General features: G+C 42.1%; 15 protein-coding genes and 1 pseudogene. 10 read left to right on the forward strand and 6 right to left on the reverse strand.

Annotated features, from left to right (window positions below):
* Positions 1 to 10: 10 nt before the first annotated feature.
* The 3 genes from ACJJI8_RS16405 (at position 11) to ACJJI8_RS16415 (ending at position 3497) form a co-directional block, all read left to right on the forward strand.
* Positions 11 to 1081 (forward strand): hypothetical protein, encoded by a 1071-nt coding sequence (locus tag ACJJI8_RS16405; protein ID WP_444933036.1) that lies wholly within the window; start codon positions 11 to 13, stop codon positions 1079 to 1081.
* A 140-nt stretch (positions 1082 to 1221) separates the two neighbouring features.
* Positions 1222 to 2292 carry a hypothetical protein gene (locus ACJJI8_RS16410; protein ID WP_444933037.1) on the forward strand — a complete coding sequence of 357 codons (1071 nt, stop codon included), beginning with the start codon at positions 1222 to 1224 and terminating at the stop codon, positions 2290 to 2292.
* A 125-nt stretch (positions 2293 to 2417) separates the two neighbouring features.
* A complete protein-coding gene (locus ACJJI8_RS16415) occupies positions 2418 to 3497 on the forward strand; it encodes a hypothetical protein (RefSeq protein WP_444933038.1) in 1080 nt (359 codons plus the stop codon).
* Positions 3498 to 3922: 425 nt separating this feature from the next.
* Here the strand turns inward: ACJJI8_RS16415 and ACJJI8_RS16420 are convergent.
* The 3 genes and pseudogenes from ACJJI8_RS16420 to ACJJI8_RS16430 all read right to left on the reverse strand — a co-directional run.
* Positions 3923 to 4438, reverse strand: a pseudogene (locus tag ACJJI8_RS16420) (IS3 family transposase); the annotation flags it as partial.
* Between the two features lie 53 nt (positions 4439 to 4491).
* On the reverse strand, positions 4492 to 5778 hold the full coding sequence (locus tag ACJJI8_RS16425) for an NRAMP family divalent metal transporter (protein WP_444933039.1): 1287 nt from the start codon (positions 5776 to 5778) through the stop codon (positions 4492 to 4494).
* Positions 5750 to 6655 carry a LysR family transcriptional regulator gene (locus ACJJI8_RS16430; RefSeq protein ID WP_444905454.1) on the reverse strand — a complete coding sequence of 302 codons (906 nt, stop codon included), beginning with the start codon at positions 6653 to 6655 and terminating at the stop codon, positions 5750 to 5752. The genes ACJJI8_RS16425 and ACJJI8_RS16430 overlap by 29 nt, the downstream gene beginning before the upstream one ends.
* A 183-nt stretch (positions 6656 to 6838) precedes the next feature.
* Between ACJJI8_RS16430 and ACJJI8_RS16435 the strand changes: the two genes are divergently transcribed.
* From ACJJI8_RS16435 to ACJJI8_RS16450, 4 genes are all read left to right on the forward strand, one after another.
* A complete protein-coding gene (locus tag ACJJI8_RS16435) occupies positions 6839 to 8506 on the forward strand; it encodes an amidohydrolase family protein (RefSeq protein WP_444933040.1) in 1668 nt (555 codons plus the stop codon).
* Between the two features lie 18 nt (positions 8507 to 8524).
* Positions 8525 to 9661, forward strand: coding sequence for a dipeptidase (locus tag ACJJI8_RS16440; protein ID WP_444905452.1), 1137 nt, complete (start codon positions 8525 to 8527; stop codon positions 9659 to 9661).
* Between the two features lie 16 nt (positions 9662 to 9677).
* The gene (locus ACJJI8_RS16445) at positions 9678 to 10262 is read left to right on the forward strand and encodes a hypothetical protein (protein ID WP_444933041.1); all 585 of its coding nucleotides are present in this window, start codon (positions 9678 to 9680) and stop codon (positions 10260 to 10262) included.
* A gap of 116 nt (positions 10263 to 10378) precedes the next feature.
* Positions 10379 to 10813: a hypothetical protein gene (locus tag ACJJI8_RS16450; RefSeq protein WP_444905450.1), complete on the forward strand. Its 435-nt coding sequence runs from the start codon at positions 10379 to 10381 to the stop codon at positions 10811 to 10813.
* 95 nt (positions 10814 to 10908) lie between these two features.
* On the opposite strand, the gene ACJJI8_RS16455 is transcribed toward ACJJI8_RS16450, so the two are convergent.
* Positions 10909 to 11331, reverse strand: coding sequence for a PACE efflux transporter (locus tag ACJJI8_RS16455; RefSeq protein ID WP_444927630.1), 423 nt, complete (start codon positions 11329 to 11331; stop codon positions 10909 to 10911).
* Positions 11332 to 11444: 113 nt separating this feature from the next.
* Here ACJJI8_RS16455 and ACJJI8_RS16460 point away from each other — a divergent pair, with 113 nt between their 5' ends.
* The gene (locus ACJJI8_RS16460; protein WP_444933042.1) at positions 11445 to 12350 is read left to right on the forward strand and encodes a LysR family transcriptional regulator; all 906 of its coding nucleotides are present in this window, start codon (positions 11445 to 11447) and stop codon (positions 12348 to 12350) included.
* Here ACJJI8_RS16460 and ACJJI8_RS16465 read toward each other — a convergent pair.
* A complete protein-coding gene (locus ACJJI8_RS16465) occupies positions 12345 to 13226 on the reverse strand; it encodes an SDR family oxidoreductase (protein WP_444905447.1) in 882 nt (293 codons plus the stop codon). The genes ACJJI8_RS16460 and ACJJI8_RS16465 overlap by 6 nt on opposite strands.
* A 698-nt stretch (positions 13227 to 13924) precedes the next feature.
* On the opposite strand from ACJJI8_RS16465, the gene ACJJI8_RS23150 reads away from it, so the two are divergent.
* Both ACJJI8_RS23150 and ACJJI8_RS16470 read left to right on the forward strand, forming a co-directional pair.
* Complete coding sequence (locus ACJJI8_RS23150; protein WP_507021828.1) at positions 13925 to 14278, forward strand: DUF6559 family protein; 354 nt, start codon at positions 13925 to 13927, stop codon at positions 14276 to 14278.
* A 107-nt stretch (positions 14279 to 14385) separates the two neighbouring features.
* Positions 14386 to 14628 carry a hypothetical protein gene (locus ACJJI8_RS16470; RefSeq protein ID WP_444933043.1) on the forward strand — a complete coding sequence of 81 codons (243 nt, stop codon included), beginning with the start codon at positions 14386 to 14388 and terminating at the stop codon, positions 14626 to 14628.
* Positions 14629 to 14825: 197 nt separating this feature from the next.
* Here the strand turns inward: ACJJI8_RS16470 and ACJJI8_RS16475 are convergent, their stop codons facing one another.
* A complete protein-coding gene (locus ACJJI8_RS16475; protein WP_444933044.1) occupies positions 14826 to 14978 on the reverse strand; it encodes a carbon storage regulator in 153 nt (50 codons plus the stop codon).
* Positions 14979 to 15252 lie beyond the last annotated feature (274 nt).

A 15252-nucleotide genomic window follows, 5' to 3' on the forward strand; every position in this document is an offset into this window, starting at 1 on the left:
TTATTTCCATATGGATTTTTCGAAAGATGTTTTTCCTCGTGGGCCAAACTTTCGTAGTGCGAGAAGGATAGAGAAAACTCTATCCGGCTCTAAGCTTTCTTTTATGGTGCCTCCTCCAGCAGATCCATTTTCCTCTATTCAAAAGTGGGAGGTAGAGCCTGACGAATTTGATGTTTTAGAGGCTGAGAATTTTCGCCCAATTTCATATTGTTCGGGGAAGGATTTGGATGAAAAAATTGAATTCCCAGCTATTAGGTATCTAAGACTATTCTCAAGCTGTTGGGGTTTTAAGGGGGTGCCCATTATAGGGGGGTATGCGGGCAAAGTTGGGCTGGTAGTTACTGTTACTTCAATAGAGGATCTTCCAGTCAATGAAAGTTTATTTGATACAAGAGTACTGGCAAAAGAAGTGTATCGCCGATATGAATTGGGAGACCTTCATAACTTTGATCCAGGTTTAAAAAGCGACCCATTTGATTTAACCGAGTATCGCTGGCCTAGTTATTTGGGGCCCATTAATTGCCAGTGGGTAGAGCAGGCGAACAAGAGTTGGTTGTACTTTGAAAGTCAGCCTCTGCGAAATAAGCTTGATAAAGTTAGCTGGCATACTGCACTTACAGATAAGCATTTTTTAAGTTTTAGGTTTAATATTACTCGCTCTGCTTCGAATGCCGGTAATGCATATCGAGTAAGTGAGCGTGTTTCGTGGGAAAATTACATTGGGTTTGTGCAGCGTATTGTAGATTCTTTAGATTTACATCTCACCTCTGATTTGTCTGGTCGTCTTGTTAAAATTCTGGAGCATCCTGAGGCTAATAGTAAGCCGATTTTGTCTTTTACTTCCAAGCAAGTAAACGATGCAAAGTATGTGATGAGAATGTGGAGTAGTTCTGGATATATAGCTCATGGCAAAGGAAGGGATGATGATAATAGAGCTTCTACTGACGAAGTTTCTAGTTTTATCAATAAACGTATTCAGCCAAGGCCCTTACACAATAGCTACCCTTTGGGGGATAAAATAGAAATTGTGTCAAGAATTTCCACGGAGTATCTTAGTCAACCTTTAATTTATCAAGGATGATAAATTAAATAGCTTTTGTAGGCCATTATAATACTTCTTTAGGTTCCAAGTTGTATTCTGCGGGGTAATACTCCGCAGATGAGCTACTCTATTATTGCAATATCTTGCCTTGATCGTATTTCCTTGAAGATTAGTTTCATATGAATTTTTTGAAAGATGTTTTTCCTCGTGGGCCGAGCTTCCGTAATGCGAGAAGGGTTGAGAAAAGGCTTTCCGGGTCTAAGCTTTCTTTTATGGTACCTCCTTCTGCAGACCCATTTTCCTCTATTCAAAAATGGGAAGTAGAACCTGACGAATTTGATATTTTTGAAGCTGAGAATTTTTGCCCGATTTCATACCGTTCGAGTAAGAACCTTAACGAAAAAATAAAATTTCCCGATATTACATATCTAAAACTATTCTCAAGCTGTTGGGGATTTAAGGGGGTGCCCATTATAGGGGGGTATGGTGGCGATATTAGGCTGATTGTCGCTGTTACTTCAGTAGAAGATCTTCCTGTTAATGAGAGTGTATTTGATACAAGAGTGCTAGCAAAAGAAGTTTATCGCCGATATGAATTGGGAGATCTTCATAATTTTGACCCGGGTTTGAAAAGTGACCCGTTTGATTTGACTCAATATCGGTGGCCCAGCTACTTGGGACCAGTTAATTGCCAATGGATAAAGCAGGCTAATAAGAGTTGGTTGTACTTTGAGAGTCAGCCTTTGAGGGATAGATTTGATAGAATCAGTTGGCATGTTGCATTAACAGATAAACATTACTTGAGCTTTAGATTCAATATTACTCGCGCACCCTCTAATACTGGTAATGCATATCGAGTTGCTCAATGCACATCATTGGATAATTATGTTGGCTTTGCGCAGCACATTGTAGATTCTATAAGTTTAGATCTTACTTCTGGTTTATCTGATCGCCTTAGCCTAGTTCAGGAGCAACCCGGAGCTAAAGATAAGCCCATCTTGTCTTTTACATCCCAGCAGGTTAATGATGCAAAGTATGTAATGAGAATGTGGAGTGGTTCTGGATACGTAGCTTCTGGAAATGGAATCGGTGATGATAATAAAGCCTCTGCTGATGAAGTTTCTAGTTTTATGGATAAGCGTATTCAGCCCAGGCCTTTACATAATAGCTATCCTTTGGGGGAAAAAATAGAAGTTGTATCAAGGATTCCCGCAGAGCATATTCGTCAACCTTTAATTTATCAAGGGTGATAAATTAAATAGTTATTTAGACCATCATAACACTTCTTTAGGTTCCAAGTTGTGTTCTGCGGGGAAATACTCCGCAGATGGGCTGCTCTATTATTGCAATATCTTGCCTTGAAGATTAGTTTCATATGAATTTTTTGAAAGATGTTTTTCCTCGTGGGCCGAGCTTCCGTAATGCGAGAAGGGTTGAGAAAAGGCTTTCCGGATCTAAGCTTTCTTTTATGGTGCCCCCTGCTTTTGATCCATTCTCCTCAATTCAGCAGTGGGAAACTGAGCCGGATAGCTTTGATATAGAGGATGTGCAGTCCTACCATCCTCTTGAATACCAATCTGGGGTTAGTATTAAAAATAAAGCACAGTTTAATGCTATCAAAGTTTTAAACTTGTTTTCTACTCGCTGGGGTTTTAAAGGGGTGCCTTTGCTTCAAAGTTATGGGGGGCATATAAATTTCTTTATAAACCTTAATTATATTGATGATCTTCCTGTTAATGAAAGCCTCTTTAATGATGAGGTTTTAGTTCGTGAGGTTTATCGTAGATGTTGCCTTACGGATCTGCAAAAAATGCATGAAGGGATTAAAAGTGATCGTTTTGATTTAACACAATATAAATGGCCGGATTATCTATCCCCCCTTAACTGTCAGTGGGTGAATCAAAAGGGCAAAATCTGGTTCTATTTTGAGAGTCAGCCACTCGCAGATGGTGTAGATAAGGTGAGTTGGAATTTGGCTGTCAGTGATAAAGTTTTTCTTTGTTGCCGATTTATTATAAGTCGTGCGGGCTCGAATGCTGGAAATGCATATCGCCTAAATCAAAGAACACCTTGGGATAATTATATTGGGTTTATACAGCGTATAATGGATTCCATGATGTTTGAGTTTTCTCCTGGTCTATCTTGTCGTTATGAAGAGGTTCAAAGTGAGTTGTCGAGATATAGAAAACCAATTGTGCAGTGTACAGCGCAGCAGCTTGAAGAGGCTAAACATGTAATGCAAATGTGGAGTGACGTTGAATACCTAGAGCCTGGTAAAAGCAGGGATGAGAGTCATCGTGCTACAAGGGAGGAGGTTTCAAGTTTTCTTGATAAACGTATTCAGCCAAGACGCTTGCATAATAGCTATCCTCTTGGGGAGAAGATAGATGTTGCTTCAAGGATATCTTTCGATCAAATTGAAAAACCTTTTGTGGCTTCGGGAAAGTTGGGATGAATATTTAGCTTTCATTGGTACTTTTAAGAAGTGCTTTCTGTCAAAGTGATTTTTCAGAGGTTATAGGTTGAGGGGGAGTGTAGGTAGCTATTCTGCTTTTATTTCACTAAAGGCTGAGCTTGTTAATTGGGATGTGTTTCATAGGAATCATAGGGGCCCAATTACATATAATTACACTTGAACATGAAATAGTTGATTGTTATTTGATCAAAAATCGGTTTTATAAAAATTCCACTCTGGCACCAACTTTACAGACCATAAAATCTTGTTGCTTTGACCGGGTGGCCTCAATAAAAGCAGAATATAATCGACTTAAGAAAATCTCTTCAAATGTACTTAGAATGGCCTGTAAGCCATCAAGCACCCCCCTAAAATGCCAGTCAACTTTTTTCTACTCTCCTGATTTTTAACGATCAGTGTAGTGGTCAACTATTGCCGGACAGTAAGTTAAGTTTTTCTTCCGCTTTTGCAGGCGGTAATATGTCATTGTATTGATGGGGACTCTCTCAGTTGTAGTAAATCATCAAGTAATGGCTGATGTCTCGGCTCGCTTCTGTGATAGAGTTGTAACCGAGAGGGAGTATCCATTCACTTTTCAGACTCCGAAACAGTCTTTCCATTGGTGCATTATCCCAACAATTTCCACGTCGACTCGTGCCCTGGGTCATTCGGTAGCGCTACAGCAGTAGGCGGAACTGATGACTGGTATACTGACAGTCTTGATCCGAGTGGAACATAACTCCATGGGGCTTTCCTCGCTGCTCCCAGGCCATTTCCAGTGCTTTTGTAGTTAATGCCGTATCTGGGTGACCTGAGAGAGCCCATCCAACGATACGGCGAGCATGTATAACGGTAGTTAGGTAACACCAGCTTGAGCCAGCCCAGATATAGGTAATATCGCCACACCAAGCTTGATTGGGTTTCTCTACATTAAACTGGCGGTTACAATATTATTTATAGACTTTTCAAGTCAGCTGATTTTGCAAAGGAATAGTTAGTTACTCAAGAAACGCCAATAAATAAAGTAAAAGCTAAAACCTATCATTAGGCACAGGCAGGCATAGGTATAAACTAAGTACCATCCCTTTAAGTGATGCTCTTTTGGTACCCACTTCCCGTTCATAACAAGAATATTGAGTAAAGCAAAGATTGGAGCACAAACGAAAGATAGAGTAGTTACAAAGTCGATTAAGTCCTTTAGCTGGTTGGCAAATAGGGAAATAATAAACCAGCTTATGAGGCTTAGTATAATAAGAGTGGATACGTAGACTCTATTTTCGGGAATCTTAATACTACTCGATGACCTCAAGGCACTTCGCCAAACTTGAGGAAACCCATCGGAGACTGCAAAGGTAGTTGAGAAAAGCGCAATAAAGCAGATAATACTGATTGTTAAATGGCTCCAGTCACCTAGAGATTCGGTATAAATATTGATTAGCTGACCAGCAAATATGCCTGCAGATTGAGATAGTTCAATATCTTTCCCAAACATTACTAATGCGCCTAGCCATACAAATACAATAGCTAGAATCAAGCTGGTGAAATAACCAACCTTAAAGTCAAATACGAGAGATTTCTTGGCAAAGCCTCTATCCGGTCTCTCCTTTATCCTTCGCTCCGACCAAATAGAGTGCCAAACAGAAACTTCAATTGAAGTTGGCATCCAGCCGACTAAGGCGACAACAAATGCGATGCTCACAGCTGGTGCTATATCAGCTGTTAAATAGGATTTAGAGGGAAGAAGCCCATATTGACTTATTGCGGCAATGAGAGTGATCAAGCTGGCAATTGCCAGAATGAGGACCATCCACTTTAAGCTTTCATTCAGCCATTTAAATTGGCCAGCAATCAATATTGCACATGTAATGACCAAAATGATGGCAGACCACTCTGAAACATTTAAGATATCGCCAAATAAATTGAGGGCTAAAGCAGCTGTGACGATCGTAACCGCAGCTTGAACAAAGAACATTGTTAGAAATGTGAGAGCCATATAACTATAAAAACCAAGTCGACTGTGTTTTTTATAGCCTTCCAATAAACTCTCACCGGTGACAGCAGCGTACTCTGGTCCGATTTTGAAAAAAGGGTATTTGACTAAATGAGCCAGGAAAATAAAACCAATCAAAGCGAAAGCGTAATCTGCACCAGCGCGAGTAGACTGCACGATATGAGATACGCCAATACTGCTTGCAGCCCAAATAATACCAGGGCCTAGATTTGAGAAAGTACGTTTGAATACATCCATTGAATCAGAACTGCTCGGAATGATTTTGCTCAAAATAGCTCTTAGCCATATCGATAAAGGTTTTAACCTTCAGGGAAAGTTCGCAGCGATGAGGGTAGAGCGCAAAAATAGTTAGTGGCTTTATTGTGAATCTAGGTAGAATCTCAGTGAGATGGCCAGAGTCGACATAAGATTTGACAGAGTAAAAAGGGGCTTGGATTATTCCTTGTCCTTCAGCAGCCGCCTCATTTAATAGCCTCCCATTGTTAGATTGCCAGGCCCAGGGAAGTTTGATCTTTCTTGTTTCTTCTTTGTCTTGAAATAGCCAATGATCCCCTCGAATACTGTGGTTAAAGAAGAGTAATTGATGCTTCTTTAATGACTCTATGCTTTCAGGGAGCCCATTCTTCTCTATGTAAGAGTCACTTGCCCAGAGTGCTAGCTTAGTTTTTGCGATAGATTGGACGATATAGCTAGAGTCTGGCAATTCTGGTGCGATTCTAAAAACGAGATCAATTTTATTGTCGAGTAAATCGAGTGGGTCATTGCTGAGATGAAAATCCAAGAATACTTGAGGGTATAGATTACGGTAATTGGCAATCAATCCTGAAAAATATTGACTGCCTAGCTCTATACTGGTCGATATCGATAGTCTGCCTCTAGGCTCTTGATTGTATTCTGACATCGCCTGGTCGACGGAGTGGAGTTTTTTTAGTATTGGTGAAACCTGTTTATAGTAATTTTCGCCCGCTTCGGTTATGGATACTTTGCGTGTATTGCGCATCACCAATAGGCAGCCCAGCTCCTCTTCTAACTGCTTAATGTACTTACCAACCATTGCTGCTGAAATGCCGAGCTCGCGAGCAGTAGCTGCAAAGTTTTGCTTTTCGCACACTAAACAGTATGCCTCAAGGGCGTGTAACTTGTTCATTGACTCCCCTGATGGCTAATCCGCTTCTCTTCTTACGGTGGGCATTAGCTGGAGTATACAGACAAACATAATAAACAAATAGTTTATACACTATAAACCTAAATTACATTTAAAGTGCATCCTAAATGACGCAAAATTTTGCTAGTAGATTAAAAGTCCCACGGTCTCACATTAGATAAGTACATGAAAATAAAACAAATTTTTATTCTGGCGGTTCTACACATTGCTACCAGCGGCGTTGTATCAGCAGAGGATGGAAAGCTAGAGCAAGTTTTGCTCATTAACGCCAATATAGTGGACGTTAATGCGCTTAAAGTTGATGAAAACCAGTCGATTCTTATCGAAGGCGATAAGATCAAGAGAATTTCTTCAACGAAAAAGCTCTCCAAGGTGAGGCGGGCCAGTGTTGTCGATTTAAAAGGGAAGTTTGTAATCCCTGGCCTGATAGATGCGCATGTCCACCATGCGACAGATCCGGATAGCTGGGATAATTTGTCTATCACTACTGAGCGACTTCGATACCTGCTTCGTGGTGGTGTCACATCTGTGAGAGATATGGGCGGTGATGCACGAGCATTGGCCTACTTAAAACGTCAAGCAGAGGTCGACTCCATCGCTTCGCCAGACATCTACTTTTCAGTCATTATAGGTGGAGAATCCTTCTTCTCGGACCCGAGAACCATTGCCTCAGCTAAAGGGCGTACTCCAGGCCGCACAACATGGATGAGAGCGGTAGATCAAAATTCAGATATGGATTCAATAATGCTTCAGGCCATAGGTGCTGGTGCAACAGGCATCAAAATATATGCTGATGTTGAGGCTGAGACGGTGCCATTACTCGCGAGTGCAGCCAAGAAACATGGTTTGAAAGTCTGGTCGCATGCTTATATAGGCCCCTCCAAACCTTTGGATATTGTCAATGCTGGTGTTGAGACTATTTCACATGCCTCAGATATGTCTGCTCAGCTAGTTGATAACTTCAAGGCGTGGCGCAGAAAAACTGCTGAGTTCGATGATTCAACCTGGGGAAAAATGCTGCAAAAAGATAGCTATTTAGACCTTTTTGATGCAATGAAAGAGAACGGTACAATTTTAGATGCGACGCTTACAGTATTTGAAAGAAGGAATACCTTAAACGAAAAGTACAGGAAACTTGATCAGCTCAGTACACAAATGACACAATTTGCCTATCAAAACGGCATCACTATTGCTGCTGGCACGGATGCATTTAGTGACCTTGAAAATGACACTACACCGATGATTCATCATGAGCTTAAGCTGCTCGTAGATGAAATTGGTATGACACCTCTTGAGGCAATTCAAGCTGCAACTATAAATGCTGCGAAAGTGATAGGGATAGAAGGTTCTGTTGGTAGTATTGAAGAGGGAAAGAAAGCAAATATTGTTGTACTTTCAGAAAGTCCAGAAAAGAATATCGAAAATAGCCAGTCGATAGCTCATGTGGTTAAGAACGGTCGCTTTATTTTTATTGGCGACGATCCACAGTTGCCTTTCTCCTCTTCACGTGAAGTGAATGGAACCATTTGGTTATCTGGGCAGATCGGTAATCATCCTTCAACTTTAACCATGGCAGGTGAAAGTCTGGAAGCTCAGATGCATCAAACAATGAAGAATATTGGCCAAGTTCTCGAAAGCAAAAACCTGGATTTTGACGATGTGGTTAAGTGTACTTTGATGCTCGCTGATATTGATGATTGGCCTGCGGCGAACGAAGTCTACCTCCAGTACTTCAACGGAAAGAAACCTGCGAGGAGTGCTTTTGCTGCGAGCGGCCTGGCACTTGATGCCAAAGCTGAGGTGGAGTGTATAGCTTCACGAAGCGCTGATTAATTCTGGAGTAGGGGACTTATGAACGATATAAATAGAAGAGCACTGATTAAATCTCTAGTATCAGGTAGTGTTGGTTCATACTTGGCTATTAACTCGGGTATATTAAATGCCTTTTCCGGGGTTAACGCAGGTAAAGCAACGTGGAATCCATACAGTTCATCGATTGTAATTGATGGCCTCAGCGGAGCATTCTCACTCAGGGAGCCAGTCTCTGAAGAAGTCCTGGGAATATTCAAGAACTCGGGGATTAGTGCCTTGAATATGACAGTCCCCTATCCAGGTGATGACTACACAGAGACTTTAAAGAAGGTTGAAAAAACCAAATCTATCATCGAGCAGAACTCAAACTACTTGAGCTTAATTCATTCTGCATCAGATATCCTGAAAGCGAAGCAGGAGAGTAAGCTCGGTATCATAATGGGTTTCCAATCAACTGAAATGTTTGATGAGTCACTTTCAGGTATTTCAGAATTCGCCAAAATGGGCGTCAAGATAATGCAGGTATCCTACAATGGGCCCTCTATCCTTGGCAGCGGCGGTCTCGTAAAGGAAGATTCAGGGATAACTTCCCTTGGCAAGAAAGCCCTAGAGATCATGGAGGCGGAGAAGGTTTTGATCGACCTCTCGCATTCTGGAAAGAAGACAGTGTCTAGTGCAATCAGTCAATCAAAAAGACCGATTGTGATCTCTCATACTGGCTGCAACGCAATTTATTACCACCCTAGAAATAATGACGATACCGAATTAAAAGCTGCTGCAGACACCGGTGGCTTGGTTGGAATCTATTTAATGCCATTTTTGGAGGGTGGGGAGCATGAAATAAAGGCCGATGTGGTGATAGAACATATACTGCATGCCTATAAAGTATGTGGTGAAGATCATATTGCCATAGGTAGTGACCAAGGCGTAGTACCGGTCAATGATGGCCCTGAGTATCGAGAAAGTATCCGTAAGGAAGTTGAGCGTCGTATTGCGGCTGGAATCTCCGCGCCCGGAGAAACACCAAATCGTCCACCGTTTATTCCTGAGCTGAACTCTGAGCGGCGGATGGAGCTAATTGCCTATAGGCTAAGCCAAAAGGGAATTCCTGATCGAGTGGTAGAAAAAATAATTGGTGAAAACTGGTTGCGTGTTTTTGCTTCGGTATGGAATTAAAGGAAAGTAAGATTAAATGGATAATTATCTAAGGCTTGATGGCGTTCTAATTCGATTGGTGGCTTGTATTACTTTCCTCTTTTCACCTTTGCTTTTTGCTGAAGGACTTAATACTTATTCCGAATTCCCAAAGAGTTCAAAGACTGAAGTGATTCCTTTCCCGATCGAATTTGCTTCAGATATCACCTTGAATGGTGTTGAAGAGCTTGTGTTTCTGCCTGGTATGTATAAACAAGAAAAAGAGGATTTCTTTAGTTATGCTTTTTCATGGACTCACAAGCCAGAGAAGAACCAAGTTTTTGGGAAGGTCGAAATACAGGATTTTATAGCCTCCTACTATAGGGGGTTGTACAAGGCCGTCACTCAAGGCAAAGAATATAAGCCGGCTATTACAATTGAGTGGGATGATGGCAAGTATACTGGTCAGATAAAGTGGATTGAGCCATTTGTAACCAAAAAAGAGCAGACCCTCTACTTTAAAGGGAATCAAGTTAACTGTGAAAAAACTGATGAGCTTCGTTGGTACTTTATTGCTTCTCCACAAAATTCCTCTCACCCCGTATGGGTGGAACTCCAGTCGATAAAACCCAAAAACTGTTAGTGATAGAATCCAGTTGCTCTCAACTCGGAAGCCTTACCATTCAACTTAAAATTATCACAAGTCCTAAATCAATCTGTTTGAATAAGTATCAGTCCTGTGCCTGCTACATTAGGTGAGTGTCCAGAATTTCTGTTAACTGTCAGATCAATCCTGAACCACTTCACTTAAAAAGAGGTCATATCCAATCGATATGCTTAGTTTTAGTAGGCACGTATGCTTTCCCAGGCATCTTCAAAACCATTAATAAGCATATAGCCAGAAAGTTTGTTAAAGAGTTAATGGATGTTGGCATTATCCTGTATGTGGTAGCCTTGAGTTGGGGGGCTCCTGTTTACTTAGAGGATGGTAGTGGCTCTTTCCAGATATGTAGCTGCGGATTTGAGTTTGGTTTCGATGATGAACCATCGGCATCCGGTACAAAAATTGACTCTGTCATTGGTAATTGGGAAGTTAAAAGGCATCGTAAGTTACAATACTTATCTTCCAAGTCCGATCAATATAAAGAACTGCTAACAAATTTAAGATGTATCGGTATTGAGCTAAGCACATAGTAAAAGTATGTATCTCTGCCCCCATCGGGTGATTCCGGCGATGTGTATCTTAACTGGTCCTGCATTTCATCTAAAATAGAAAGTGGAGAAGACCTTTAACGTTTGTGTTCAGTAACTTGAAACGAGCTATGCAGCTTATCGAACCAATAGTTGAATACATAGGTATATATCACGATATAAATCACCATGACTATCTCAAGCATAAATGCTTCTAGGATAGTCAGATTAAAGCCCCAGGCGATTACTGGCAACGTCAGTACCAACATACCCCCTTCAAACAATAACGCATGCATGGCTCTAACGATAAACGTCTTCTCCGGGTTTTTACGTATATTCAATAAGTACCAGTCAAAGGCGTGATTGAAAACCATATTCCAGACCAGCGCAAACAGTGATAGTCCAGCCGCAAGTACTAGCGATTGGTGTACCTCCAGATCAAACACTGGCACCACCAGTAAGCCACCTGTCAGCAGCAGAAAAAACTCGTAGGAAACCGCATGGAATAAACGATTCTTCAATGATTTAGTCATCAGCCATACTCACCCTGGTTGAGAAAATATGCCTGAATGATATATAGTTATTTTAGGTGGGATAAGTTAGATACTATACCTTAAACAGATAGGTTGGGCGCGTGGCAGTTTCTATTGAGCAACTGGAAGCATTTGTAGCAACCGAGCAGGCTGGCTCGTTCTCAGCGGCTGCACGTAAATGTGGAAAGGCACAGTCGGTAATCAGCTCACTGGTATCGAATCTGGAGGTTGACTTGGGAGTCAATCTATTTGATCGTAGTCAACGATACCCGCGATTGACGGACGCTGGTGAGTCACTGCTGGAACGCGCACGGAATCTTATCGAGCAACGCGAGCGTTTGATGGCGATCGCACAGGGGTTGTCTCTGGATGTCGAGGCCCGGTTGACGTTAGCTATTGCCCAGCATGTGCGGATTAAAAACCTGGGTGGACTCTTTCAAGAGTTTGAGACCAAATATCCAAATGTTCAAATTACGCTCAGAGCGGGAAGTGTTCAGGATGTACAGACCTGGGTCGAACGGGATGTGGCCCAACTCGGGATTATCACGCAGCAAGAGGATGTGCCCACTGGGTGCGATTTCAGAGCCCTGGGCCATCTGAAGCTCACTGGCGTCGCCTGTGCTGAGCACCCGATAGCACAACTTACTGAAGTAACCTGGGAAGACCTGAAACAATACCGACAAATCTTATTGCAGGAGTTTGAGATATCCAGCCAAACTCGCTGGCTGGTGTCTCCCGACGTGTGGAGTGTGTCACGTGTCGATGATGCACTTGACCTTGTCGACGCCAATTTGGGCTGGGCAGTATTGCCACTACACGTGGTTGCGAAGGGGATAGCGGCGAAAAAACTGATACAGCTCCCTCTGGTATTTGAGCAGGAGAAAGAGCTGTCACACGGTGTAGATATTATCTGGTCCAGTAAGCGTCCACTGGGTCCCGCAGCCACTGACTTGATGAAGCGGCTGAGCACAGAGGACGCAATACTGAACAAGGATCAGTGGCTATGAAGCGTTTGACAGATCTCGGGCAAAATCTGTGATAGTTGTATCTGGCTTACCTAACACCTGCCAAGTTTTTTGACTCACTGGTTGCTCCTTTAGCTGTTCTACGTAAGTCAGCATATGTTCCATGAATACTGCCTGCTCCTCGGGCAGTCCCATTTCTGCAATGGCTGCGATAGGATAGACGGCAATTTCTGTTCCCGGAGAATATGCCTCTACGAACGTTCTGGCCGCCTCTGGTAAAGACATACCTTCTGTACCCTGAACTGAAAAACTCTGGTTGTAGGCCATCTCATTACCGATAGCATTACCGATCATCTCTGCCAGGTCTGTTGTATTGGTGTAGTAGATAGGGTGGACATGATCGCCGATGATAGAAAATTGACCGTTCTCTATAAATGTGGGGAAAGAGTCCAGGAAGAACGAGCAGAAGAAGAAGGTGAAATCAATGCCCGAACTTTTAATGGCCTCTATCCCTGGCTTACGGATTACATTGGTCTTGTACTCAAGCCCCTTGTCCGCAAACTCTGGGTGGAGATAATCAATACCAGCAATCTGCATGATGTGTTGCACACCATTGATCTTTGCAGCCTCCACGATATTAATCACACCTTCACGCTCACTATGAAAGGGTAAAGTCGGGTCGAGTGACGTGGTATTCAGGGTGATATAAAGTGTTTTGGTACCAACTAGTGCAGACACCAGGCTCTCTTTATCCGAGACATCTGCTTCGACAAGCTGGATACTCTCTGGGAGGATAGTGCGAGCGCTAACCGCGTCCCTTACGAGCGCAGTTACCTGGACACCTTTAGCGTCCAGTTTTCGTGCTACCTGACGACCTAAATGGCCTGTGGCACCAATAATCGTAATAGTTTTCTGCATGATTCAACCTTTAAAGCAATGAATGGGATATCCCATACTTTGCCCAAGTTCTAAAAAATCCTACAGTTATGTACCATCTATCAAATAGATACTACAGCAGGGCTCTCTAGTCCTACTTTTTGTTCATGTTTGATGCGCACGTAAATGTCTCCTCGATAGATGACAAGGGGTTTGGGGTAGAAGGCATATCTTTACTTATTTTCCATTTACTTCAACACTGTGAGTGAGGAATCCGTAACAATTTTTAGGTTTTTGCCGGTTCGTTATTTGTGGGTAACCTCATTGCTTTCTACTGATACTCAATCCGAGAGGGTGTTCCTTAACAGGGTACTAAGTGACTTTTTATGGGGGGCGGTGGGTGCAGGGGAGAAATGACTTTTTATCTAATTCTCCCAGAATAGGCAAGTAAGATGGTTTTGCATTGTTCTGTATATCAGAGTTGAAAAACAGCTTTTCTTATTTCTTGAAGATAAGCAATAACTCATTGACTCATAAAGTATTTCTAAAAATATACAGAGCAAAGAAAGTACAAGAATATAAAAGGTTGCTCTATATCTTTATTTGACATACTTATCAGTTAAAGGTGGTTTCTTGACTCTCTGTATTTTTTTGTGTTGTAGGATATATGATCTTTAGAATTAGAGAGAAGCATGATATACAGATGTAGATTTTGAATTAATCGGTAAAGGTACCCGATCGTGTGGTTTTTAAAATTGTCAAGTAAACGCAAGGCCATACGGATCTTCAAAAGGGATTTAAGGCGTAAATTATCAAATGATTGGGGGAATAAGAGAAAATATTTAGCCTCTGAGGTAGCTAATAGTGTTCAAAACCACTATCCCAAACTGACTAAGTATCAAATGTACGCAATATACATGTGGTCAGATAAAAAGCAGTATGATAAATATTGTACAGAATCTGGCGTAAGTCTTAGCTCAATCGAGGCCAGGAAAGAAATTGATTCTGTTGTGATTTCTATGAATAGAAGTGATTCATCCCTAGTAGAATCCAATTGTAGCAACGAATTTTCTGACTCAGAAGGTTCGGATTGAGCTCACATTTAAAACGAAAAGGCATACGGTGTAAAAACCGTTGCTTCGATTTGATTTTGCTGTAAGTGCTTTAGGCGTCAAAAATCCTGAGTTCGGAGAGAGAATTAGTGGAAGAAGTAATAGGCGGTGTATTTAGGTTTCTCGGTCGATTTATTGTTGAGACTATATTTACAATCATTGTCGAGGTCATGTTCCATTTCCCTGGTAATCTAATTTGTAAACCTTTCACAAAGAAAGGGAGAGAGCCAAATGGGTTTCTGGTGGTGATTGTCAGTATTTCATTTTGGTTGTTAGTAGCTGGATTAGCCTACACAGCGTACTTCCTTCTTTCTGGTGAGCCCGGTGCCTAACAAGCACAAGTAGTATGCTACGGCTCTTCGGGCCTTTTTGGAACAACTTACTTCATGTACATTTTGTACAGTTTACTCAAGAAAAGGCTGGAGCAGGGCGTGGAGATATGTATCTCGTTGCCAAATAAAGTTTAACTTCTACAGAGAGGGGTAGGGCCTTCTTCCTTGGGAAGCCTGACCTGGACAACCCCTATAGCCTAATTTTCGTTCGCTTTAGATATAGACATAGATCTCTCACCTGGGCCGTGGATGCCTATCTTTACTTGATTTCCCTTCACCCCCAGTACTGTAATCGAGACACCTGTTCCAATTCTTAGGTTCTCGCCTGTTCGGCGCTTTAGGATCAGCATGTTTTTTTCCTAGCGATACTCAAACTGTGGGTGGGCCTTCCTTTGTGGGGAGGCTTGGTAAGTGATGCCTGTAGGTAGAGTGGGGTGGGACGCGGGGGCGGTGGGCGCAGAATAGGAAAAGTCGGGTGCTAGGCTCCCAGAACTTGGGGAGTCGATCCAAGCTGATAAATGTACTTTATCTCCATAGTGTCTATGCCATTTTAAGTAGCTAACTCCTATTATTTTGTTTGACCCTCCTCTTCAGTCAATAGCTTTGGCGGTTTATACTTGCTAT

It is taken from the genome of Microbulbifer maximicatervae (SeqCode), assembly GCF_052467695.1.